Below are 23,933 nucleotides of genomic sequence, written 5' to 3'. Positions count from 1 at the left end.
TCTTAAGGATCACTCATGCCCACAGGTCGCGCCGCCCCGGAGTCCCAGCGGTGGAAGGCTCTGTTGTTCATCTCCATCGCTCAACTGATGGTGGTGCTCGACGGGGCGGTCATGAACATCGCGCTCCCCTCGGCGCAACAGGCGCTGCACTTCACCGACGGAAGCAGGCAGTGGGTGGTGACCGCGTACGGTCTGGCCTTCGGCGGTCTGCTGCTTGTCGGCGGCCGGATCGGCGACATGGTCGGGCGCAAGCGCACCTTCCTGATCGCGCTGGCCGGCTTCGCGATCGCCTCGGCCATCGGCGGCCTGGCCGTCAACGCCGCGATGCTGCTGCTCGCCCGAGCACTCCAGGGTGTGTTCGCGGCTCTGCTCGCGCCGGCCGCGCTCTCGTTGCTGTCCCTGTCCTTCACCCAACCGAGGGAACGCGCGAAGGCGTTCGGCGTGTTCAGCGCGGTCTCGATCGCCGGCGGCGCTGTCGGCCTGATCGTGGGAGGGCTGCTCACCCAGTACCTGAACTGGCGCTTCGCGATGTTCGTCCTCGTGCCGATCGCGGTCATCGGGATACTGGGCGCCAGTCGCACCGTCCACGACGACGGCGAGCGGCACCGCGCCCGACTCGACCTGCCCGGCGTGCTGCTGGCCAGCTCCGGACTCGTCGGCCTGGTCTACGGGTTCGGTGTCGCCGAGAGCCACGGATGGTCGGCCGGGGTGACCATCGGGTCGTTCACCGCCGGGGTGCTGCTGCTGGCGACCTTCGTCGTGGTGCAGGCGCGGGTCAAGTCCCCGCTGTTGCCACTGCGCGTCCTGACCGAACGCAACCGGGCCGCCGCGTACCTCTCGGTTGGACTTGCGATCGTCAGCATGTTCGGGATGTTCCTCCTGCTCAGTTACTACTTCCAGCAGGTCAAGGGATGGTCGCCGGTGCTGGCCGGTCTGGCGTTCATGCCGATGGCAGTGCCGCAGGCGATCGGGGCCACGCAGATCGGCGCTCGACTCGCGCACCGGATCGCCCCCCGGCCGATCATGGTCAGTGGGTATCTCGTCACAGCGGTGGGTCTGGTGCTGCTGGCAGTGCTCGACGCGGACAGTGGCTTCCTGGAGATCGCGTTCGCCGAAGCCGTGATCGGGCTCGGCATCGGCACCGCCTTCATGCCCGCGATGAGCATCTCCACCCACGGCGTCGAGCCCAAGGACGCCGGTGTCGCCTCCGCGATGATCAGCTCATCGCAGCAGGTCGGCGGGTCGATCGGCACCGCCCTGCTGAACACCATCGCGACCAACTCGGCAGCCACCTACCTGGTTTCACACGGTGGCCCGGCGGCGCAGGCCCAGCAGCGGAACGAGGCTCTGATGCACGGCTACTCGGTCGCGTACTGGGTCGCCGTCGGCTTCGTGCTCGCGGCGGCCCTCGTCTCCGTGGCCATGGTGAACGCCGACGCCCCGAAGCACGTCCCGGCCCCGACGGACGCCCTCGGGGACGTCAGCCCGGTGCCCGTGCACTGACAGCTGTCGCACGTGTCGATCCGGTCCGGTGACCGAGGACACGGTGCACTGACTCCGCCGAGAGGGTGGAATCAGTGATGTGAGCAGAGAAGGCACCGGCGAGTGACGTCGTGAGGTCCACCCTTTCGACCCGCGATCCGGGTTCGTCCAGCGGTGACGCGACGCCGGCGGCAAACGAATCGATCCGGGTGACGCCCGCCCACCGGCAGCGCTGGGCGGTGCAGATTATGGCTGTCGCGCCCGACGACCAGGTGCTGGAGATCGGCTGCGGTCGGGGAGCCGCCGTCTCCCTGGTCGCCGACCAACTCACCACCGGTCGAATCGTCGCCATCGACCGTGCCGCGACGATGGTGCGGCTCGCTACCGAACGGAACCTGAGCCACATCGATGCCGGCAGGGCCGAGATCCGGCGAGCAGGGTTCGAGTCTGCCGACCTGCCTACCGACCACTTCACCAAGATCTTCGCGGTGAACGTCAGCCTCTTCTGGTTGGGCGACGCGGCGCAGCAGATCGCTCGGGTGCGCAGCCTGCTGGCGCCGGGAGGACGGCTCTACGTCGTTGGCGAGCGCCCTACCGAAGCGCACGCCACCGCGAACCTCGCCGCGACCGAACTACTGCTCGAAACCCACGGTTTCGCCACGTCCACGTCGAGCGCCACCCGTGGTCAGGGCCAGGTGCTGACCTGTGTCACCGGCACGCTGATCCGGTGAGCCTGGGCCTGTCGCAGCGTTGACATGAGCCGGGCGGGCTCGGCGTGACGCCGAGCCCGCCCGTTCCGGGTCAGTCGAGCTTGTTCAAATCGGTCAGCGTTGCAGGGTCAGCAGGCCCGGCCGGTACGGCAGCAGGCCGTAGTCGACGCCGTCGGAGCTGGGGGAACGACCCTGGTAGAGCAGTTGCAGGTTGCAGGCGTCGACGGTCATCGTCTGGTCGGCGTTGGTGCGCAGCAGCTCACCGTGGCTGATGTCGTTGGTCCAGGTCGCACCGCTGTTGACCTTGCCCGCGAACGGGTTGCTCTGGGACGCGGCCTGCGGCGTCCACGAACCGTTCAGGCTGGTCGCCGTGAACGAACGGAAGTAGCGGCCCGTCGAGCCGATCGCCTCGACGATCATGAGGTACTTGTTCAGACCCTGCAGCTTGTAGACCTGAACGGCCTCGAACAGGTTGTTGGTGGTGTCGCTCATGATGGTCGTGTAGCTACTGCCGAAGTTGCCCGGGAAGTTCCCGATCGGCATGCTGGCCCGGTAGATCTTGCCGTTGTCGCCGGCGAAGAAGAGGTACATGTTCGTACCGTCACCGATGATCGTCTGATCGATCGGACCGGTACCGGAGCCGGTGATGCTCCCGGTGAACAGCGGCTGCGCCGCGGACCAACCGTTCGCGTTGGTGGGGTTGGTCGAGGTCCGGTAGGAGAACGCCGTGCCACCCCACTGGTAGGTGAGCACCCAGATGTTCTTCGGCGCGAAGTAGAACAGCGACGGCGCGACAGTCCCGGAGTTCATCGTGTTCTGGGTGGCCGAGGCCATCTGTGAGTAGTTCGAGAAGAGGCTGAAGTTCATCGAGCCCCAGCTGCTACCGAAGTCGTGCGTGGTGGCGTAGACCAGCTGCTGGCCGTTGTACGGGGCGACCGTGAAGTCCTTCAGCGACACCCAACCCGACTTCGGGTTCGCCAACACCCCGGTGGAGGACCACCGGTACGTCGAGGGCAGGTCACACGTGCCGCCCGGCGGCGGGGTGGTCGGCGGCGGCGTGGTGGGGTCGGTCCCACCGCCGACGCGGACGAACTGCCACTGCTGGTTCGCGCCGTTCCAGTCGTCGTACTGCACGATGTTTCCGCCGTCGGCGGTCGAGGCGCCCTGCACCTCCATCACCTTGTTGCTGTTCCGGTTGATCAACCGGACGTAGCCGCTGTCCGAGTCGGCCAGCCGGAACTGCTGGTTGGTGCCGTTGAGATCACTCCACTGCACGATGCTGCCACCGTTGGCGGTCGAGAAGCCCGAGACGTCCAGCACCTTGCCGGACAGCCGCGACTTCACCCGGTAGTAGCCACCACCGGAGTCGACGAACTGCCACTGTTGCTGGTTGCCGTTGTTGCGGGCCCACTGGGTGATCCGGGCACCGTCATTCGTGGCCAGGTTGTAGACGTCCAGGGCCTTGCCGCTGTTGCGGTTGACCAACACGTACCACGCGTTCGTGTCGACCGTCGCCGCGGCGGCGGGTGACGACACCACAGTTACGGCGGCACCACCGACCATCAACGCCGCAGCGCTGGCGGCGAGGATGCGGGGCAACCACCACCGTCGCCGCCGTGACGGCGTTGCGATCGATGGAGACCTATCGAGGGCAGACATGATCCTCCTCCAGTGACCAAGAGCCGAACGGCCTGCCCGAGGATGGGCGTACCGCGACGCGTGGCCGAGCGCGCAGACGTCAGATAGTTAGCGTTAACAAGACGCCGGCGAGCTGTGGCGCACGCCTGATTCGAGATCGACGAAGCAGGGCTTGCCCGGAAAGCCGAGGTCTCGTCGTCCTTAGGCATCGACTGTGAGCGATAACATGCCGTTCGTCAAGACGTAATGCGCTGGGAACATCTGCCGCTGCCGGGCCGCGGATCTTGGGGTGAAACGACTTGAACCGCATTCCCGCAGGCATCGACCCAGATCCCCCGCAGGGACCACCGACGAGCCCTTGAGGAGGCCCCACGAGCGCGTTAACATCGACGGCTGCCCATCGCCCGCAGCTTGCTGGCGGTGCCGATGAACGCAGCCTGACGGGACGACCGGCAGGAGCGCTGGCGCGGCGACGGTCAGAAAGCGATCACCTGCGAATCAGAGCCGGCGGTGGCTGGCCCGCAGGGGCCGGGTACGTCCGAGTCAGACAGCGCCTCGATCGACAAGGCTGAACGTGGTGTTCAGCGGCGCGTCGCCGAGAAACTCGACGAAGATCTCCTTCTTGGTCGGGCTCCACTGCACCGGGCCGTACTCTTCGCTGATGATGGCGTAGGAGGGGCGCCCCTTGTCGTCCCTGCCCTCACGGCTCATCGCGAACAGAGTTGCCTTGGTCGGCCGACAGTCGGCTCCCACCAGCGCCGAGTACCCTTCTGAATCGACCTTGACGCCAAGACAGGGTCGGTGGGCGATCTCCGGGTTCACCGATTTGATCATGTAGTCGACACCGACTGGTTCAAGCACGAAGAGCGCGTCCTTGCCGGTTCCGTTGCCGACCTCGAGCTCGCCGTGAGACGGCAGCGACAGGTCACGGTCGATCTCCACCACGTGCAGCAGGATTCGCCGCTGACCAGCCAGCATGGCGTGGGTCGGGTCCGTGCTGGCCGACGCTGAGGCGGACGGCTTGCCCGACGCGGGCGTGGACGCCGTGGCCGCCGGACCGCTCGTCTCCGGGCCACCGCTCGGCGGCGAGCCGGCCAGGTCCGCTTTGGACTGCCCGTCGAACAGTTTCGGACCGAACAGGACAGCGGGCACCAGCACGGCGATCACCGCAGCGGTCGCGCCCAGAGCGATGAGCCAGCCACGCCCGCGTGAACCCCCGCGACCGCCAGTGGCCAGACCCGATGGCATCGACCCCGCGCCCTGATCATCACCACCGGGAGCGGGCGGCACATTCGACGGCGTCGCGCCCGGGAGCTCGGCCGGCCCGCCGGCGCCCACCGGAGACGCTGCCGTCAACAACCCGTCGAGCAACTCCCGGGCGGTGGGCCGGGCAGCGGGGTCCTTCTCCAACGCGCGGGAGACCAACTCCCGCAACGGCCCATCGAGCCCGGTCAGGTCCGGTGGTTGAGTGAGGATTCGCATGGCGGTGGCGGTAGGTGAGTCGCCCCCGAACGGGCTGCGCCCGGTCGCGGCGTAGGCGACCAGGGCACCCCAGGCGAAGATGTCCGCGGCCGGGCCCGCCGGACGGCCGGAAGTCGTGTCGAACCGCTCCGGAGCCATGTACGAGAGGGTCCCGACCATCTGGTTGGTCCGGGTGTGCTGGCTCGTCGCCTCGAACGCTCGGGCGATGCCGAAGTCGATGACCTTGATCCCACCCGGTGCGACCAGGACGTTCGCCGGCTTCAGGTCGCGATGGATCACCGCAGCGCCGTGGATGGCGGTGAGCGCGGTGGCCACCCCAACCGCGATGCTGTGCAGCCGCGCCGCCTCCAGCGGGCCCTGCGTTCGAACCACCTCGGCCAGGCTGGGGCCATCGACGTACTCCACCACCAGATACGGCGGGTCATGGTCCGGGTCGGCGTCCAGGACCTCGGCTGTGCAGAACGGTGGAACCTGGCGGGCGCGGTTCACCTCACTACGGAACCGACCCCGGAACTCCTCGTCGTGGGAGAGTTCGGCACGGACGACCTTGACCGCCACCAGCCGACCCTGCGGTGAACGGGCCAGGAAGACACTGCCCATGCCCCCGTCGCCGAGCCGGTCGAGCACCTCGTACCCACCAAGGCGTGTCGGGTCACCGAGACGCAACCCGTCGCTCACGCCAGATGCCCGCAGAGCGCGACCACCGCGCGAGCCGTTCCGCCCATCACCCGTACCCGTTCCCCTCAGGTCACTCCGATGCCGGCCGCAGCCTATCGTCCGCCCACCGAACCCGGTCGATGCCGTCCGGAGAGTGGGCGGCAGGGGACGACGGTGGTCGGACCGTCAGCGATCCGACCACCCGGCGCCGCCGCACAGGTTATCGGCGGCTCCACTGCTGGTTGGCCTGACCGGTGCAGGTCCAGAGGACGAGCTTCGTGCCGTTGCCGGTACCCACGTTGTACGGGTCCAGGCAGAGGCCGGACTGCACGCCGGTGATGGTGCCGTTGGCGTTGACGTTCCACTGCTGGTTCGTTCCGCCGTGGCAGTCGTAGATGGTGACCAGGGTGCCTGGCGAGGTGCCGTAGCCGGCGGCATCGAGGCACTTGTTGCCGTACACGGTCAGCGTCTTGCTGCTCGTGTAGGTCCACTGCTGGTTGGTGCGGCCGTGACAGTCCCACAACTGCACCTGGGTGCCGTTCGTGGTGGAGGAGCCGGGGACGTCGACGCAGCGACCGGACAAGGTACCCACGATCGCGGTGGTCTGCCCGGTGCCGCTGCCCGGGTTGCCGATGCTGCCGGGCACCGACTGCAACGCGCTGTACCAGCGGGCGGCCATCTTGTCGTAACCGCCGGCGGTGGGGTGGACGCCGTCGATCAGGTCGGCGGTGGTGAGTGCGCTGTGCATGTCGACCAGGCGTACCTTCTTGCCGGCGTTCACCTTGCTCTGCACGATGCCGGGGATCGCCGCGTTGAACGTGCGTGCGGCCGCCTCCTGGTTGCTGTTGGAGAGCGGGATGATCTGCGCGACGAACACCTCTGCGGTGGGAGCCGTTGTGGTGATCCGGTCGATCAGGGTGGACAGCCGGTTCGGCGCGGTGCTCACGTTGTAGTTCTGCAGGATGTCGTTGGTGCCGATGTGCAACAGAACGGTCTGCGGCCGCTGGGTGTTCAGCCAGCCGACGATGTTCGCGTCGATCTGGTCGATGCGCCAGCCGGGATGACCCTGGTGGTCGTGGTCACCCAGGCTGGCAGGCCCGTTGAACTGCGACCCGACGAAGTCCACAGTGTACCGACCGTTGACGAGCCGCTGCCAGAGCCCGATGCGGTACCCGCCCGGCACCTGTGTGCCTTCGGTGATGGAGTCGCCGAGGGGCATGACCCGCACCCCGCCGTTGGATTCCGCGTTGGCCGGTCCGGTCGAGGTCAGCACCCCGGCGAGGACAACACCGAGTGCGGCAGTCGCCGCGAGCCATCTTGCCCTCGTTCGCATAGATTTCTCCCCTGCAGTGGTAGTGCTGACCGAGGAATCAGGCCGTCGCGACCGACGCGACATCGGCATGACGATGCCGTCGCAGCACTGGGACGGGTTGTTAACGCTAACAGCGATTCATGTAAATTCTTGTCGCTGACCTCGCCCACGTCAAGCGTGCCAGCAACCCGGGTCGCGACGCCGAACCAGCGCGATGCCCGCCTCGCTGGGCCGAGCGAGTGATCCACTCCGTTTTCGCGAAGTCGGCGGGTCCCCGACGCCGGGGATGCTCCGGCTTCATGAAGGACGAGTTGGAGGCGGTGATGCACGCCGAGCGGGCCGGCTTCGACACCAGTGGGGCAGGTGGGAGCGCGTGGGGCCAACGGAACGTCTGTGCCGCTTAGGTCGAATGTAGGTCTTTTTCGCATAAGCCCGGTTGATGTGAGCTTCGCTCGACTACCTTCGCCTTGGTGGCGATAACCGATTTGTCGCCTTCTGCACCGACTGCGACGTCCGGAAACATGGTGTACCGAGAAGGGCTGGGTAGCTCGATGTCCAACTATCTACACCCGAAGATGAGCGAAGTGGCGGCCGACCAGGCCCCGCTGCCGAAGAGGCGCCGGGCGCGTTGGCTCGTCGCCGGGGCGGCCGGGTTGACCGGAGTGCTCGGTCTGGCCGCCTTCACCTCGGCGGGAGTGAGCGGGGCAGCCGGGAAGAACGACGGCAGCCCGTCGAACGCCGGAGCGCAGGTCCTCGCCGACGGCAGCCGGGGCAGTGGCGACGACCACGGAGGCCAGGACCCGGGTGGCCGCGACGGCAGGGACCACAAGAAAGAGGACGACCATCGCGACGACTTCCGGTCCGTACCCTGCAACGCCGACGAGCTGATCGCGGCGATCGTCCGCGCGAACGCCGACTCCGGGGCGAAGCTCCGCCTCGCCGAGAAGTGCACCTACACGCTCAACAGGTCGGCACCCCAGCCACCGGTGCCCTTCGGCGCGGTCGGCCTACCGATCATCACCCAGCAGGTCGTGATCGACGGAAACGGATCCACAATCGTCCGCGCGGCCAATGCCACCCCGTTCCGGATCCTCGAAGTCGGAACCGGCGGCGACCTGACGCTGCGCGACGCCACCATCAAGGGCGGCCTGGCCGAGGGTGGGATCGGCCAGGGCGGCGGTGGCATCCGGATCGACATCGGCGGCAGGGCCGTCATCGAGAACACCGAGGTGGTCTACAACCACACCAACGGCCCGGGTGGCGGCATCGCCAACTACGGCGTCACGAAGATCCTCGGCGGGAACGACCACGGCAACGGCAAGGACTGGGACAGCAAGGACAAGGACGGGAAGAAGGACCGCGCCAGCACCATCAGCAACAACAGCGCCGTGTTCGACGGCGGAGGCATCTACAACAACGGCAACCTCACAGTGCAGAACACCCGACTGAGCTACAACAACACGATCGGCACCTTCAACATCGTGCCGATCGGCGGCGCTGGCGGCGGGTTGTCGAACAGCCAGGTCGCGGTGCTCGACAACGTCCACCTGGACAACAACACCGCGGGCTTCCGCGGCGGTGGCATCCGCGGCGGCCTCAACTCCACCACCGAGGCCAGGAACGTCGAGATCAACGACAACCGAGCCGGCAGCGAGGGCGGCGGAATCTTCACCGACGGCGACTTCCGCCTCAAGCACGGCAACGTCCACCACAACGAGGCCGGCCAACGCGGCGGCGGCGTGTTCAACCAGATCAACCAGTTCGTGGCCGAAGAGAGCCGGATCAGCGAGAACGTCGCCAGCACGAACAGCACCATCGAACACGGCGGTGGCGTCTACAACGGCAGCGGCACCGTCGTACTGCGCCGCACGCACGTCGACCGGAACAGGGCCATCGGCTCCAGCTCGCAGGGCGGCGGCATCTACAACAACGCCACGCTCACCCTCACCGAAAGCAAGGTCACCGACAACATCTCCACCCTGGCACCCGGCGGGATCTTCAACGACGGCGGCCAGGTCACGGTGGACCAGAAGACGGCCATCACCGGCAACCGGCCCACCAACTGCACACCCAGCTCACCGCCGGTGCCCAACTGCTTCGGCTGATCACCCGCTCGCCCCGCACCCGGGTAACAGGAGACAGGCATCCGGTCCCGCACTGGTTCGGTCACGCAGACCGGACCCGTTGCGGGACCGGATGCCTTCCAGCGGACGAACGCGCGACGACGCGCTGCTACTCCACCGCCAGCCGCAGTCCCAGCGCGATCAGGATGCCGCCGGTACCGGTGTCGACCCAACGGCGCACGGTACGACGGCGTCTCAGCCAACCTCCGACCCGACCGGCGAAGACGCCCACCCCACCGTCGATCAGGAACTCCAGGCAGATCAGGATGGCGCCGAGCACAGCGAACTGGATCCACACCGACCCCAGCGACGGATCGACGAACTGCGGAAGAAACGCGACCGAGAAGATGATCATCTTCGGGTTGGACAGATTCGTGAGGAAGCCCGTGAGGTAGGCACGGCGAGCCGAGATGGGCGCGCCGTCACCGGTGGACACCACCAGGTCACCGGACTGCCGGATCATCTGGATGCCCAGGTAGGCCAGGTAGACGGCACCAGCGAGGCGCAACGCGGTGAACGCCTCGGGCACCGCCGTGAACAGCGCGCTGAGCCCGGCGGCCGCAGCGATGACGTGGATGGCCTCGCCGGTCGCGATGCCGGCAGTGGCGAGCAGCCCGGTACGTGGGCCACCACGCATCCCGGAACCGAGTACGAACAGCATGTCCGGGCCCGGCGCCAGCGTAGCGACGACAGTGGCGAGCGTGAACGCGGCGAGCAGCCGCGGATCCAGTGGCACCCAGTCAGGTTGGCATGCCGCCCACACTCGGGACAATAGATGCCCGAACCGACAGATCCGCGCCACCGTCCGGGCCGGCGACCGGTCCCCCGCCGTTCGGCAGCTGATGCGACGCGCCACCCGGGCCCTGTCCCGGAAGTTGAACTGACCGCAGGACACGGCCGAGCAGGCCCCGGTCGATCTTGCCGTTGGCGGTGAGCGGCAGAGCCTCGAACCGCGTGAGCCGGCGGGGCACCATGAACGGAGCGAGCGTGGCCCGCAGCATGGCCAGCAGCTGCTCCTCGTCGACCACCGGCCCCTCGTAGGCGAGGTGCAGCTCCACACCGCCCGTCGGCACGGCGAGGGCCAGGGCGACAGCCTGCGCCACCTCCGGGTGTCGCCGGGCGACCGCCTCGATCTCGCCGAGTTCGACGCGGTATCCGGACACCTTCACCTGGTGGTCCAGCCGGCCGAGGTGGATCAACCGGCCGTTCTCGTGGCGGACCCGGTCTCCGGTCCGGTACCAGTCCGATCCGGACGGCGTGCCATGGCGGAGCCGGTAACTGCCGGAGGCTTCGGTGACGAACCGCTCGCTGTCGTCCGCCGGGTCGAGATAACCCGGGAACCGCTGCGGGCCCCTGACGCACAGCTCTCCCTCGGCTGCGGGGCGCAGGTCCTCGTCGAGCAGTAGCCAGGCGACTGCCGGGTAGGGCTCCCCGATGGGCACGGTGCCGTTCGTGGTGGCCGGCCAGTCGGCGGGCGATGCCGGCAGGCGGTAGCCGGTGCAGGTGACCGTGAGTTCGGTGGGTCCGTACATGTTCTCGATGACGCTGTTCGGCGCGGCACCCTGCCAGGCGGCCGCAGCGTCGACGGACAGCGGCTCGCCGCAGAACATGCTCCATCGCAACGTCGGCATCCGGTCCGGGCCCAGCTGCCGTAGCCGCCGCGCGATGGCGATCACCGACGGCACCGAACTCCAATGGGTGATCTCGCGTTGCCGGACGAACCGGACCGCCGCCAACAGGTCGGCCGGTTGCGGCACCACCACCGTCGCTCCGGCGCCCCAGGTGGCGAACAGGTCGAAGATCGACGGGTCGAAGGTGAGGTCGAACATCTGGGACACCCGGGCGTCGCTGGTCAGCTCCGCGCGTCCGGCCACGGCCCGCAGGAAGGCGAGCACGTTGGCATGGGTCACCGGCACGCCTTTCGGCGTCCCGGTCGACCCGGAGGTGAACATGATGTACGCCGGACGGGCCGCGTCCGCCCAATGTGCGGCCACCCCGTTGGCAGGTGGGAGCGCGGCGAGAGCACTGTCGTCGACAGGTAGCACCGGCACCGCACCGGCGCTGCCACCGGCGTCGGCGAGGACCAGGTCCAGCTCGGCCGCCGTGGCGACGGCCGCGGTCCGCGCAGGCGGATACGCCGGATTGAGCGGCACGACCGTGGCATTCAGCCGGTACGCGGCGAGATATCCGGCGTACGCACCGGCGCTGCGAGCCGCGAGCAGCCCCAGCCGGTTCGGGGGCTGTCCGAGCCGGCGCACCACCGCAGCGGCGACCCGGCCGGCGAGATCGTCGAGTTCCCCGTACCGGAGCCGGTTGACGCCCAGGTCCAGCGCGATCCGATCCCGATGCTGGGCGGCGGACTCGGCGAACCAGTCGTACAGCGTGTTCACGCGGTCGCCCCCTCGGTGATGATCCGGTCGAACGCGGCACGGACCACACCCGGCCGGGGCCGCCCACGGTCGGCCGACTCCACGGCGAACCGCAGAGCCCGTGGGAGTTCCTCCCACGCGGAGACAGCGGCAGCGGCGGCCGCCGGGTCGGTCAGCCCGGCGGCCGACCGGACCCGGTGGCGGAAGAGCTGGTGCCGGCTGGCCGCCCACAGGTCGTCGGCCAGAGCGGCGAGCCTTGCCCGGTCCTCGACCACCGCGGCGAGATGCGTCACCGCGTCCGAGCCGGTGAGCCACCCCGGCTCCACGGGAGTACGCACCGCAGCGGTACGGGCCAGCCAGCGGTACTGCGATGGCGGTGGCACCTCGACGGGCTCGCCGAGGGCGTGCCGATCGCGGTTGGCGACCTCACCGGACGCCGTGGTGACCGGCGAGAGCAGCACCTTCAGCTCGTCCTCGGTGACCTGCCCGTGGTACGGCCGATGATCGCCGTGCGGGGTCGTCGCGGCGAAGTGGTCCTCCACCTGCCAGCCGCCTCCGGGCCGGCCGGTCAGCAGCACCCAGTGCGGCGTCGCGCGGCGCTGGTACTCGGGAGACCACTGCAGCTGTTCGGTGTTCGCGACCGCCAGGACCTTGCCGTGGGTCTCCAGCTCAGCGGCGATCCCGGCCGTGGCCTCCGCCCACCGGCCCGTCCCGACATATCCCAGGCTGCCACCGTCGATACGGCTGTGGTGCGACAGTGCCGTCGTCGCGGGGAGGACCGCGAGACGAACCGCGTCGGCCAGTTCGGACCGCAGGTGCGGCCGCCCGGGTGCCAGGTAGGCGGCCAGGTTGCTGGTGTAGCAGCTCAGATCCGCCCAGTTCGTCATCGTTCCCCCTTCCCGGACCACCGTCACCATGCGAGACCGTGCAGGAGGTCGTCGACCCGGTCGGCGAGCAGCTCACGGGCCACCTCGCCGACACCGCCACCGATGCCGAACACCGCCGCCTCCGTACGCAGCCGCTGGACGCCGTCGTCGACGAACCCGTCCGCGCCGTGCAGCCGGGCGCATTCACCGAGCACGTGGTCGACGGTGTCGGCGGTGGCGATCTTCACCCGGGCCGCGGCTGCGGGATCGTGCCGCGTGGCGACCAGCGGGCCGGCGGTCACGCACACCGCGCGGAGTTCGTGGACGCGGGCCAGGCATCCGGCCACGTGCCGCCGTACGCCCGGGTCGTGCCAGAGAGAGGTGCCGCCGTCGTCGGGCCGGCGCAGGCGTTCCACGGTGTCGGTCAGCACACGCCGGCACAGGGCGACCGCCCACAGACCACCGGCCAGCCGTTCGGTGGCGATGTGCCGGGCGAACAGTGCCATCCCCCGGCCACGGCCGCCGACGACGGCGGTGGCGGGGAGCTGTACGCCGGTGAACGTCACGTCGCCGAGCCCGGCCCCGTCGAACAACTCGGTGCGGGCCGGGGTCACAGTTACACCGGGAGCGCCGGCCGGGACCAGCACGAAGCTGAAGCTGGTGAAGTGCCTGCCCTCCTCGTGCCGGGCCAGCACGAGGAACGCGTCGGCGGTACGCGCGTTGGTGATCCACCGTTTCGTGCCGGTCAGGGTGAGCCGGTCGCCGTCGATCCGGTAGCCGCTGCCCAGCGAGCTCAGCTGCGAACCACGGCCGCTGTCGGTGGCGGCAAGCGCCAGCACCGCCCGCCCGGCGGTCACCTCGGCGGTCAGCGGATGATCCGGCAGGGCTGTACGCAGCAGCGGAAGTGCCGCCGCGACCTGCACACAGACGCCCAGTGTGACCCCGATCGGCTGGGACGCGTCCACCGCGGCCAGCAGCCGGCCGAGCCGTTCCGGACTGACGCGTCCGTCCGGCTCGTAGAGGGACGCGATGACGCCGGACGCCCCCAGAGCGGGCCACACCGGACGGTCACCGGTGAGGGCCCGGGCCAGCGCGTCGCCGGACCCTGTCGTCCGCTCACCCACCAACATGGGTGACTTTCCGGTCGAGCAGCACGTGCCGTCCGTCGGCGAGGTCGAGCCGGTCGTTGTGGTAGTTGAGCGACGCCGACCGCAGATCCCGCAGGACCCGTTCGAGGTAGGTGTCCGAGTCCTTGAAGTAGCCGTGCCGCAACCCGACCGCGTCGACGAGTTCCTCGACGGCCTGCCGGCACGACTCCGCCGCGGTCACCTTCAGGCCGTTGAGCAGCATCTGCACCGGCGCGGTCGACAGGTCACCGCCGTCCTCGACGATGCGCTGGGTGTGCCGCAGCAGCGCGTGGACGGCGTCGATCCGATGGCGGGCCCGACCCAGACGGGTCAGGAGCAACTCGGACTGATGGTCGAATCGGCGCCGGCCGTCGGGGCTGCGCAGCAGGGTCGCCACCCGCGACAGCGCCCCGGCGGCGGCACCCAGCCAGCAGGCGGCCCAACCGAGGTGGGCCAGCGGCGAGAAGAGGGCCAACGAGATCTCCCGGAACCCGTGCTCCGCGCCGATCAGCTGGTGGCGGGGGACCGTACCGGTGAGCCGTAGCGCCACACTGTGGCTGGCCCGCATGCCCATCGGTTGCCACTGGCCCGACTCGGTGATCTCCAACTGCTCGCGCTCGGCATAGACGAGGCAGACCTGTCCGGGTACGTCGGCGCCGGGGCTGCCCATGGTGATGAGGAAGCCGTCGGCGTGGGCACCGCCGGTGACGATCGGCGCGAACCGCTCGATCAGCAGTCCCTCCTCCGTGTCCCGCAGCGGCGCGCTCGCGGACAACAGGTGACCACCGGTGCCCGCGGCGGTGGTCACCGACGCCAGATAGCGTTCGCCAGCGGCGATGCGCGGCAGAAGAGTCGCCCGCAGCTCATCGCCGCCATACCTGGCGACGGTGGCGACCTGCTGGCAGTGCATCGCGAAGATCAGAGCCACCGACAGATCGGCGCGGGCCAGCGACTCGGCGCAGTCGATCAGTTCCGCCGGGCCGCCGCCCAGCCCGCCGTACGCGGCCGGCACGACCAGCGCCAGCAGCCCGGATGCGCGCAGTTCGGCCAGCGCCTCGGTGGGGAAGACCGCCTCGTCGTCGGTACGCCGGGCATGTTCCCGGGCCACCGCCGCGACCCGTTCCACCCGCCCGGCCAGGTCGACGACCGTAGCCGCCACCGCCGTCATCAGGCGTCACCGCGAGCGTTGCGCACGGCCGCCCAGAGGCTTCCGGCAGTGGCGAACGTGCTCTCGGTCAACGCCTCGTCGGGAAGGCTGACACCACAGTCGTCCTCGATGGCGAAGAGCAGTTCGATCGACTGCATCGAGTCCAGGCCCAGATCGTGCAGTGAGGCGTCGGCGGTGATCTGGTCGGGGGTGGCGTACTTGAGGAAACGCGACAGCAGCGCGACGAACTCCGGATTCACAGCGGCTCTCCCAGGGAGATCGGGGTACGGACCAGGTCCATCCGGGACACGTGCCAGGTGGCCGGTTCCGGGGCGGTGGAGTCGAGAACCACCTCGGCCGGCAGCGGGTGGCCCAGGAAGGCGAGCAGGCTCGCGTCCAGGCCATAGGCGCCGACGTTTGGTACAGCCAGCAGGTCGCCGGGTTCGAGCCGGGGCAGTTCGACGCCCCGCGCCCATACGTCCAGCGGAGTGCACAGCGGGCCGCACACGGTGGTCGGCACCGTGACCGCTGTGGGTGCCGCAGCGTCGACCGGGATCAGGCTCGGCACCAGCGGTGGGAGGCGGCGCAGCCCCGACAGGCCGCCGAGGTGGTTGATGCCTGACTCGAGGACGACCAGGTAGCTGCCGTGCGACGATTTCGCGTCGAGGACCCGGGTGAGCAGGGTGCCGGCGGTACCGACGAGGTAGCGGCCCGATTCAAAGGCAATCCGGGGTCGGCCGTCCCGCCAGTCCGGTACCTCCGCGTCCAGCAGGGCGGTGAGCGGCTCACGCAGCCCGGACAGGTCGAGGCGACCGCCGGCCCGGCCGAACGGCGCACCGAACCCGCCGCCGAGGTCGAGCACGTCCAGGCGTACCCCTTGGGCGCGCAGCACCTCGCGCAGGTCGGCGGCGGTGCGCAGGCTGCTGGTGAACTGGGCGAGCAGATCGTCGACGGTGGTCAGGTTGGTGCCCATGTAGAGGTGCAGCCCGGTCACTGTCACGTGCGGCCGGTGCCCGAACCGCTCCGGGGCGGTCGCCACCCAGCGGGCGTCGGCACCGAACGGCGACGACACCCCGGTCATGGTCAGGCCGGGCCGGGACGCGGGCGCGTCGGCGTTGATCCGCAGCAGGCACCACACCGGCACGCCAGCCGCTTCCGCACACCGGTTCAGCTGGTCCAGGGCGTTCGGCGAGTCCACCGAGAAGTGCCGCACGCCCCCGGCAAGCGCGGTGCGCAGGTCGACGTCACGTTTGCCGGGACCGGCGTACAGGATGGTGCCGGGATCCCAGCCGGCCGCCAGAGCGGCGCTGAGTTCGCCCGGCGAGCAGACCTCGGCACGACTGCCGGCGTCGCGCAGCGCGCGCAGCATTTCCGGGTGCCGGTTGGCCTTCACCGAGTAGTACGTGTCGGTCCCCTCGGGCAGGGCGATGCGCAGGGCGGCGAGGTTGTCCCGCGCGGCTGCCAGGTCGTACACGTAAGCCGGGGTTCCGGCAGTGGCCGCGACGTGGCGGGCCAGCTCGTGGTCAAGCACTCTCGGCCACCAGGGTGGTCAGGGCCTTGCGGTCGATCTTGCCGTTGTGGGTAAGCGGCAGACCGTCGACCACCACGCACCGTTGCGGGATCTTGAAGACCTCGAGATGGTCGCGCAGCTGGTCCAGCACCGTCTCCGCCGCCAGCTCCGTGACGGCGACCAGCACCGACCGCACGCCGTCGCGCGGTGGCAGGACCGCGACGGACGTGACCCGCGGTATCCGGCGAGCCGCGGCCTCCACCTCGGTGGCGCTCACCCGGTATCCGCGTTCCTTGTAGATGTCGTCGGTACGACCGTCGACGTAGACCCATCCCCCGGTCTCCACCCGGCCCTGGTCGCCGGTGCGCAGCTGGGTGGTGAGGCCCTCCTCCACCCGGAACCGGTCGGCGGTCAGCTCCGGACGCCGCCAATAGCCGGACATCACATGCGGGCCGCGGACCACCAGCTCACCGACGGCACCGTCGGGCAGACGACGTCCCTTACTGTCGATGGCGAACACTTCCGTCCCGGCCAGCGGCCGGCCGCTCGACCCGGGCCGCTCCCGATCACCGTCCGGGGGCATGATGGCGACCCGCTTGCATTCGGTCAGGCCGTACATCACCTGGGTCCGCAGATTCGGCATCCGGGCCCGCAGCGTCTGCAGCAGGTCCACGGGCATCGCCGCGCCGGTGGTGGTGAGCAGCCGCAGTTCCGGCGGCTCACCGCCACGGCCCAGCAGCCGGGCCAGCATCTCGGCCGTCGACGGGACTGCCGCGAGCACTGTCGCGCCGGTCGCGGTGAGCGCCGCCGTCAGGCCGGGCCCGGTGACGGTCAGACCGGCCAGGTGTATCCGAGCGCCGCTGAGCGCACAGAGGAAGAGCTGGTACAGCCCGTAGTCGAAGGAGACCGGTGACGGGCAGAACACCACGTCGTCGCGGCGATAGCCAACGGCATCCTGAATGGCCGCGACAGCGAACAGCATCTGCTGGTGGGTGGAGACCACCGCGTTGGGTCGAGCCGTGGAACCGGAGGTGTAGACAAGACACACCGGGTCCACTGTCAGCGGCTCACCACCCGGCGGCAGGCCGTCCAGCGGTGCCCGCGCCACCAGTCCGCTGAGGTCGCCCGCTGCGGACCCGGACTCGGCCGCCAGGACTCTGACCTCCGCGTCATCGCTGAGGACCAGGGCCGGCTCACAGTCATCGAGCACATGTCGCAACGGATCGCCGCGGAGCTGTTCGTGCAGGACGACGAAGATGACGCCGACGCGGGCCGCGGCGTACAGGACGGCGGGCAGGACCACCGACGGCGGTGACACGATCACCAGCCGGTCACCGCGGCGCAGCCCCGCCCCGAGCAGCCCGGCCGCGATCCGGCGACCCGATGTCACCACCTCGGCGAAGGTGGTCCGGTCCGGGCCCGCGGTGACGGCCACGTCGTCGGGGGCACGCCGGGCCGCCGTGTCGAAGAGCTCGTGCAGAAGGGTCATCGGGCGCCGGTCCCGGCGCGGGCGACGATCCGGCACAGGCCGTCGAGGTCCTGCAGGTTCTCCGGCACGAGATCGTCGGCGGACAACTCCACACCGACCACCCGTTCCACCAGCTCGACGATCTCGACGATCCGCAACGAGCCGTACTCGGGGGAGGTGTCGAACCGGGCGCCGCCCAGCACCACTGGCACGGGCAGGCGGAGGACGGACGCGGCAGCCTCGGCGACGTGCTGCCGCCACTGCTGCCCGCCGGCCGCCGGTACGGCGAAGAGCGCCTGGTCCCGGTGCAGCAGCTCACCAAGTCGCCGCAGCGGGGCCTCCGACGCCGGCCGGCCGCGCTGCGCCATCCGCCACGCGACGTAGGTCTGCTGAACCAGCCCCTGCCAGGCCCCGAGATGTTCCTGGAGTTCCATTCCGCGGCTGGTGGCGTGCAGCAGCCGGGACCGTGCGAGCAGCCAGGTCTGCAGGGTCAGGCGGGCGAGCGCGGCAGCGGGGTCCGGGGCGTCGGCGTACGCGGCCAGGTATTCGGTCGGGTCGTCGAGCTCGACCGTCGGCCGCGGGTCGGGCAGCGCCGCCGCGCCGAAGCTGATCACGTCGGCGGTGTCGCCGAGTGCCGTGACCAGGTCCTTCACGTTCAGGTCCCAGTGTCCCGGTACTGCCGGCCCCCATCGGGTGTCGTTGCGGTAGGCGTCCCAGACACGTACGCCGTCATCGTGGGAGTGCACAAGGAAGCTGTGCCGCATGTGCTCCTGCCCGGCGTAGGGAAGCCACGGCAGGTGGTAGGCGTCGGCGACGACGTAGAGCGGCTCGCGCCCGGCGATCAACTCGGGCACCCGGTCCGCCGGGCAGGCGTCCCAGCGCTCGGCGACTGCGAGGCCGAGGAGCCCGGCCGAGTGATCCACCTGGTCGGCAGGAACGGGTTCGACTGTCCACCAACCGTCGTCGAGCCGGGGCCGGAAGGCGAGCCGCGCGCCGAGGCGCAGATGGGTGCCGGGTCCGTGCCGCACGTCGGCCAGCAGCGCGAGGTTGACCTGCACGCAGTCGAACAGGTCGGCGGGCAGCGCATCGAGGGCCGCGCCGAATCCGGCGGCGGGGCCGCTCATCGGGCGGCCCGCTGCACGAGGTCGACCAGGTCGCCCACGGTGCGCGGCAGGGGGGCGGAGAACAGATCGTCGGGCAGCGTGACACCGAGCTCTTCTTCGATCTTGAGCATTACGGCGAGCAGGCCCAGCGAGGTCACGTCCAGCAGCGGCCCGGTGAGCGGCTCTGTCTCGGTGATCCGACCGGCGCTGATCGTCAGCTGGGACTGTGCGATGACGACCCGCTTGACGGTGGCCGCAACTGCGGCGCGGTCGGCGGTTCCGGTGGGCACTCTGTCGCTCCTTCCCGAGTGGACGGCGGTGCCGGATCAGGCCAGCGGGCACCCCCGTACCTCACCGCGGCGTCGTGCTGTGCCGCGGCGAGGCGAAGACGTGTTGATCAGTTGCCGTAGAGGCCGGCGAGTTCCAGCGAGCGCAGCCGGTCGTAGTCGGCGATGACCTGCTGCCGGTCGGGGGCACACAGGTAGAGCGTGCCCGGGCAGGTGGCCATGTCGGTGGTGGGCGACAGGAGGGTGCCCTCCGGGATGTTGAGCACCAGGCTGTCGAAGGACGGGAGCGCCCGGACGGCCGCCCAGGCGTCGGCACCCGGCATGACGCCGTCGCGCTCGGTGATCAGGTTGACGCAGCGCAAATTGGCGTCGAGCCGATAACCGCTGGTCCCCTGACGCGTGAAGACCTCAGGGTCGGCGATCGCCAGGGCGAGGCTGTCGACCTGGTTGGTGCCGGTGCACCGGGTCAACAGCTCAGGCATCTGGCCGCCGCCGAGGCGGGCGCCGCACTCGACCAGAACCGGTCCGGACGCGGTCAGCATGACCTCCGTGTGCCCTGCGCCGGTACGGATCTCAAGCGCGTCCAGCACCGCCAGGGTGTAGTCGGCGATCTGCCGGGCCGCACTGTCATCCCAGGCCAGCAGGTCCTCGTAGTCGTAGATGGTCCGACCGCCGGTGGAGCGCTTGTGATAGCGCCAAACCTCCACGATCCGGTGCACACCGGCCCGGCTGACCGAGTTGACGTAGTACTCGGTGCCGGCCAGGAACTGTTGCACCAGAACGAGGCGGTTCTGGCGGCCGTACCGGTCGATGTTGCCGGTGATCCGCGCGTACGCGTCCCTGATCTCGTCAGGGGAGTGGCAGACGTAGACGTTGTCCCCGCCCGCACTGGACGGCGGCTTGAGAACCACCGGCCATTGCCCCCGGTCACCCGCCCAGCCGAGGATCTCGTCGACCGACTCGGCCCGGAAGCCGTCGGCGGCGGCCAGGCCGGCGTCGCGGATCGACTCGTGCATGGCGAACTTGTCGCGCCGCGCCAGGGGATTCCGCATGCCGTTGCCCGATGTGCCCAGGGCGGCGGACATCTGGTCGGCCAGCAACACCCCGGACTCGGCGCCGGCCACGACGATGCCGACGTCGTGCTCCCGGAGCCGGGCGACTGTGGCGTCGAGGTCACCCTCGTGCTTCAGGTCGACTGTGAATTCCTCGGGCCGGTAGCTGAGCCGCCAGTCGGGAGCGTCAGAGCGGATGTGGATGAATTCAATGCCGCGACGCCGCAGCGCTGCCGGCAGGTGCCGGCCCGCGCCGTACGCGTCGACGATGGCGCATTTCATGGAGGACTCCTTCATCGGCGGACTCCGTCGGTGTCGTACGCCGACGGCACGGTCGCAGTTACCAATCGGCCGTCGTGGCGGGCCCGGGCCAGGGTCCCGGCGGTCGCGAGTGCCACGATGCCCACGATTCCCACGATGGTCAGTGGTGAGGGTTGCAGCCGGCCGTCCAGGAACTGCATGAAGTAGGCGAAGATCGGTGACAGCGAGACGATCAGTGCCGTGGTGATGGGCTCGGTGTGCCTGATCCCGATCTGCAGTACGTAGATCGGGAGCCCGATGCCGATGACGGCCACCACGGCGCCGGGCACGAGCGCGGCCCGCACCTCGTCCAGCGAACTCGTCGCGGTCATCGCCCACCCGATCGCGATCATCAGGAAGAACCGCACCGCCAGCACCTCCTGCGGGCTGCGACCGCGATCGCTGAGCCGCTTCATGTAGGTGATGTTGGCCGCCGATCCGATCGCGCACACCACCGAGAAGAAGAGTCCCCAGGCGGCGGTGCTCTCACCGATTTCCCCGACGGCGGTCTCACCGGTGAAGGAGCCCCACACCAGGACGCTGAGGAACACGCAGATCCCCAACGCGACCACGACCTCCGCAGCGATGACGGACGCCCCCCGGCGCAGGATCGCGCCGGTCACGAGGATGAACACCGGACCGAGGGCCAGGCCGACCACGTTCACTACCGCCGGCTCCAGGTTGCGGAGGGCGTAGAAGGTGGCGAGCCACGTCACGGCGGTGGTGATGTTGATGGCGATGACGTCGTGACGTGAATCACGCAGCATGGTCAGGAACGCTGTGCCGTTACGCACGACCTCCAGGACGAGGAAGAAGACCGCCGTCAGCGTAAAGGAGACCGCGGTGAGGCTTTCCGGGCTGACCACCTGCAGTCGGTTGCTGCCGTACACGTCCATCGCGGCGGTCAACGCGGCGAAGATCAGCAGCGGCAGAATGCCACGCCGAATCGTCGCCGATTGCCCGGTCTCCGACTGCTGCGCCATGTCCTGGCCTCCCCGTAACTGGCTGTGAACCGCGCCAGACCGTCCGAAGTGTACTTACTTCGGAACACCATGAGGCGATCGAATTCCAACCATGTACCAGATCATCGGCCTATGGCAGATATTCCTGGCAGGCGACGCCGTTGGCGGACAGGAAGTCCAACCAGCTGTCGATCGACCCGGGGTCGGAGGTCGCCTGGTGCAGACCGGGAGACATCCGTCCGGCCAGCAACTCGGCGAGCCCGCCGGCGAGGGCCACGGAGACCAGGCGAGGTGTCGCGTTCTCGGTGGCATCCCCCTGGACGTCCATCGTGTATTCGCCGGCCCAGCGCGCTCCGTCGCCGGCAACCGCCTCCAGCCGTACGAACATGACCACCCGGTCATGGTCCTCGCTGGTGGCCGGGTACTGCTCGGCCAGCCGCGCGGCCAGAGCGGTGATCTCGTCGGCGGTGCCGTTCTCCAGCTGAGCGAAGACCGGCTGCCAGGCGTCGGTCCATCCGTCGAGCCGGACCGTGCCGCGAACGAAGGTGTCAACCTCCCAGGACTTAGGGAACTGATATGTGGTGATGTAGGGGATACTGTCCCTGTTCGCGTAGACCTCGAATGGTTCGCCACCCAGGACAAGCTTCTCCGCAGCGCGGTACGGCCGGTCGACGGTCAGCTCGCGGCCACCCTCCACGAAGCGGGCGGGGGTGCCGAGGGCGGTCAGGACACCCCGCGGCGCCCAGCTGAACCGGTAGCGGAAGTCGTTCGGCACCGCGGGGAAGCTCCCGCAGTACGACGTGAACGACACAGTCGCCGGAGTATCGCCGAGGGCCTTCTCTGCGGCCTGAACGAGCCGATGAGCCAGCAGATGATCGATTCCGGGGTCGAGCCCCGCGTCGGTCAGCACCACGAGCCCGGCTCGTCGCGCGTCGGCGGCCAGCTCGGCGACCTCCGCGGAGACGTAACTGGAACTGGCGAAGTGCGCCGACTGGCGCAGGCAGAGCCGCAGCACTGTCGGGTGCTCCGCGGCCGGCAGCATGGAGACCACGAGATCACCAGGGCGTACGGCGTCGGCGAGGGCTTCCCAGCCGAGTTCCCGCGCGTCGGCCTGGCCGGTGAGCCCGAGCCGGTCGAGACAGGCCTGCGCCTTCTCGCGGCTGCGTCCCCAGACCGTGGTGCCGGTAGCGGTGGCGCAGACCAGGGCGAGCCCGCTCCCGGTCGACAGACCGGTGCCGAGCCAGTGAACCCGTCCGGTCGGCTCAGTGAGGGTGGATGTCACGACGGGCTTCCCATCAGGTCGAGTTCAGATGTCGCGGCGGCGAACCGGTCGTACGCCCGTCGCCAGACCGGCGTGTCGTCCGGCAGGGTGCGCAGGTGCGGCAGCAGGTCGGCGGAGAAGGCCGCACTCGCCTCACGCGGCAGCAACGAAGGCAGGTTGTCGATGGCGAGCAGGTCGAGCGCGGGCTCGGCACGCAGGTGGTGCACCGGCCGGGCCCAGTCGGTCGGGTTCCGGTAGATCGGCAGCAGGTTGAACTCGGACGTCACGTCGCAGGTCACATCGCTGATCACTGACAACTTGCGAGCCGGGTCGTCGAGATCCTCCGGGCGCACGAACGGAGGCGCGAGTTCGTTCGACAGCACGGTGTTGACCAGCACATCGTGGTCGAGGATCGCCCGGCGGTCGAGATCGCGGGTCTCGGCGACGTCCCACGCCGTTGGCTCGACTCCGCCCACTGACAGCGCGTCTCGCGCGCCCCGGCCGCACCGGCCCAGCGCACCGATCACCAAGGCCCGTACACGGGCGTTCCCGGACGCGACGAGAGCCTCGTCCAGTTCCGGGCGGCTCATCGTCCGTAGGGGCGGGACGAGCCGGCCCCGGAAATGCAGGAGCGCCAACGCCGCGCCCACGTAACCGGCCCAGTAGCCGAACGCGGCGACCCGACGGCCCGTGTCGTCGGTCAGGTATTCCAGGTCCAGCAGAGTTCCACCGGCCCGGAAGCGGCGCAGCAGCGCCGCCCCGTCGCGCTGACCCTTGTAGGCGTGCCCGAAGAAGATGTGCCGGTGGCGCAGCGGCTCCGGCTCGTCGGCAGGGGCCTTGAGCCCCACGATGACGGTCTCGGCCGACGCCTCCGGCCAGGTGCCGGCCGCGACGATCCGGGCACCGGCCGCCGCGTACTCCCCGGTGTCGAAGATTCGGTGCGCCGACTCCTCGACGGTCAGCCGCACGCCGTCGGCGATCAGCACCCGGGCGTCATCAGGGGTCAGGACGGTACGGTGCTCGTCCGGGTTGATCTCTTCGCGTAACCACAGCTCAAGAACGCTCATCACACGCTTC

Annotated in this window: 20 protein-coding genes; 3 read left to right on the top strand and 17 right to left on the bottom strand. The window is 69.5% G+C overall.

Going from position 1 to position 23,933, the window contains the following annotated elements:
• Window positions 1-15: 15 nt before the first annotated feature.
• Window positions 16-1,503: an MFS transporter gene (locus tag MED01_RS13685; protein ID WP_238668948.1), complete on the top strand. Its 1,488-nt coding sequence runs from the start codon at window positions 16-18 to the stop codon at window positions 1,501-1,503.
• A gap of 110 nt (window positions 1,504-1,613) precedes the next feature.
• Complete coding sequence (locus MED01_RS13680; RefSeq protein ID WP_238668947.1) at window positions 1,614-2,213, top strand: class I SAM-dependent methyltransferase; 600 nt, start codon at window positions 1,614-1,616, stop codon at window positions 2,211-2,213.
• A gap of 93 nt (window positions 2,214-2,306) precedes the next feature.
• Here MED01_RS13680 and MED01_RS13675 read toward each other — a convergent pair whose 3' ends face one another.
• From MED01_RS13675 to MED01_RS13665, 3 genes are all read right to left on the bottom strand, one after another.
• The gene (locus MED01_RS13675) at window positions 2,307-3,851 is read right to left on the bottom strand and encodes a non-reducing end alpha-L-arabinofuranosidase family hydrolase (RefSeq protein WP_238668946.1); all 1,545 of its coding nucleotides are present in this window, start codon (window positions 3,849-3,851) and stop codon (window positions 2,307-2,309) included.
• A gap of 522 nt (window positions 3,852-4,373) precedes the next feature.
• Window positions 4,374-5,990, bottom strand: coding sequence for a serine/threonine protein kinase (locus MED01_RS13670; protein WP_238668945.1), 1,617 nt, complete (start codon window positions 5,988-5,990; stop codon window positions 4,374-4,376).
• A gap of 199 nt (window positions 5,991-6,189) precedes the next feature.
• Window positions 6,190-7,302, bottom strand: coding sequence for a ricin-type beta-trefoil lectin domain protein (locus MED01_RS13665; RefSeq protein ID WP_238668944.1), 1,113 nt, complete (start codon window positions 7,300-7,302; stop codon window positions 6,190-6,192).
• Window positions 7,303-7,832: 530 nt separating this feature from the next.
• On the opposite strand from MED01_RS13665, the gene MED01_RS13660 reads away from it, so the two are divergent.
• Window positions 7,833-9,386 (top strand): hypothetical protein, encoded by a 1,554-nt coding sequence (locus MED01_RS13660; protein ID WP_238668943.1) that lies wholly within the window; start codon window positions 7,833-7,835, stop codon window positions 9,384-9,386.
• A gap of 127 nt (window positions 9,387-9,513) precedes the next feature.
• Here MED01_RS13660 and MED01_RS13655 read toward each other — a convergent pair whose 3' ends face one another.
• From MED01_RS13655 to MED01_RS13590, 14 genes are all read right to left on the bottom strand, one after another.
• Window positions 9,514-10,140, bottom strand: coding sequence for a LysE family translocator (locus MED01_RS13655; protein ID WP_238668942.1), 627 nt, complete (start codon window positions 10,138-10,140; stop codon window positions 9,514-9,516).
• Between the two features lie 4 nt (window positions 10,141-10,144).
• On the bottom strand, window positions 10,145-11,794 hold the full coding sequence (locus MED01_RS13650; RefSeq protein ID WP_238668941.1) for an amino acid adenylation domain-containing protein: 1,650 nt from the start codon (window positions 11,792-11,794) through the stop codon (window positions 10,145-10,147).
• Complete coding sequence (locus tag MED01_RS13645) at window positions 11,791-12,660, bottom strand: hypothetical protein (RefSeq protein WP_238668940.1); 870 nt, start codon at window positions 12,658-12,660, stop codon at window positions 11,791-11,793. The genes MED01_RS13650 and MED01_RS13645 overlap by 4 nt, the downstream gene beginning before the upstream one ends.
• 23 nt (window positions 12,661-12,683) lie before the next feature.
• Complete coding sequence (locus tag MED01_RS13640) at window positions 12,684-13,769, bottom strand: acyl-CoA dehydrogenase family protein (RefSeq protein ID WP_238668939.1); 1,086 nt, start codon at window positions 13,767-13,769, stop codon at window positions 12,684-12,686.
• Complete coding sequence (locus MED01_RS13635; RefSeq protein WP_238668938.1) at window positions 13,756-14,934, bottom strand: acyl-CoA dehydrogenase family protein; 1,179 nt, start codon at window positions 14,932-14,934, stop codon at window positions 13,756-13,758. Before MED01_RS13635 ends, MED01_RS13640 begins: the two co-directional genes overlap by 14 nt.
• Window positions 14,934-15,173 carry a phosphopantetheine-binding protein gene (locus MED01_RS13630; RefSeq protein ID WP_238668937.1) on the bottom strand — a complete coding sequence of 80 codons (240 nt, stop codon included), beginning with the start codon at window positions 15,171-15,173 and terminating at the stop codon, window positions 14,934-14,936. Before MED01_RS13630 ends, MED01_RS13635 begins: the two co-directional genes overlap by 1 nt.
• Window positions 15,170-16,444: an alanine racemase gene (locus MED01_RS13625; protein ID WP_238668936.1), complete on the bottom strand. Its 1,275-nt coding sequence runs from the start codon at window positions 16,442-16,444 to the stop codon at window positions 15,170-15,172. Before MED01_RS13625 ends, MED01_RS13630 begins: the two co-directional genes overlap by 4 nt.
• Window positions 16,437-17,912 carry a class I adenylate-forming enzyme family protein gene (locus tag MED01_RS13620; RefSeq protein ID WP_238668935.1) on the bottom strand — a complete coding sequence of 492 codons (1,476 nt, stop codon included), beginning with the start codon at window positions 17,910-17,912 and terminating at the stop codon, window positions 16,437-16,439. Before MED01_RS13620 ends, MED01_RS13625 begins: the two co-directional genes overlap by 8 nt.
• Window positions 17,909-19,015 carry a hypothetical protein gene (locus MED01_RS13615; protein WP_238668934.1) on the bottom strand — a complete coding sequence of 369 codons (1,107 nt, stop codon included), beginning with the start codon at window positions 19,013-19,015 and terminating at the stop codon, window positions 17,909-17,911. Before MED01_RS13615 ends, MED01_RS13620 begins: the two co-directional genes overlap by 4 nt.
• The gene (locus tag MED01_RS13610; RefSeq protein WP_238668933.1) at window positions 19,012-19,284 is read right to left on the bottom strand and encodes an acyl carrier protein; all 273 of its coding nucleotides are present in this window, start codon (window positions 19,282-19,284) and stop codon (window positions 19,012-19,014) included. Before MED01_RS13610 ends, MED01_RS13615 begins: the two co-directional genes overlap by 4 nt.
• 107 nt (window positions 19,285-19,391) lie before the next feature.
• Entirely contained in the window at window positions 19,392-20,630 is a 1,239-nt protein-coding gene (locus MED01_RS13605) for an ATP-grasp domain-containing protein (RefSeq protein WP_238668932.1), read from the bottom strand.
• The gene (locus tag MED01_RS13600) at window positions 20,627-21,616 is read right to left on the bottom strand and encodes an EamA family transporter (RefSeq protein WP_238668931.1); all 990 of its coding nucleotides are present in this window, start codon (window positions 21,614-21,616) and stop codon (window positions 20,627-20,629) included. Before MED01_RS13600 ends, MED01_RS13605 begins: the two co-directional genes overlap by 4 nt.
• 109 nt (window positions 21,617-21,725) lie before the next feature.
• Window positions 21,726-22,877, bottom strand: a complete 1,152-nt coding sequence (locus MED01_RS13595) for a saccharopine dehydrogenase family protein (protein ID WP_238668930.1) — start codon at window positions 22,875-22,877, stop codon at window positions 21,726-21,728.
• Window positions 22,874-23,923 (bottom strand): saccharopine dehydrogenase, encoded by a 1,050-nt coding sequence (locus MED01_RS13590; RefSeq protein WP_238668929.1) that lies wholly within the window; start codon window positions 23,921-23,923, stop codon window positions 22,874-22,876. Before MED01_RS13590 ends, MED01_RS13595 begins: the two co-directional genes overlap by 4 nt.
• Window positions 23,924-23,933: the final 10 nt, after the last annotated feature.

The sequence above is a fragment of the Micromonospora alfalfae genome, assembly GCF_022230925.1.
Classification (GTDB): Bacteria; Actinomycetota; Actinomycetes; order Mycobacteriales; family Micromonosporaceae; genus Micromonospora; species Micromonospora alfalfae.
This window is presented reverse-complemented; position numbering and strand designations above follow the sequence as displayed.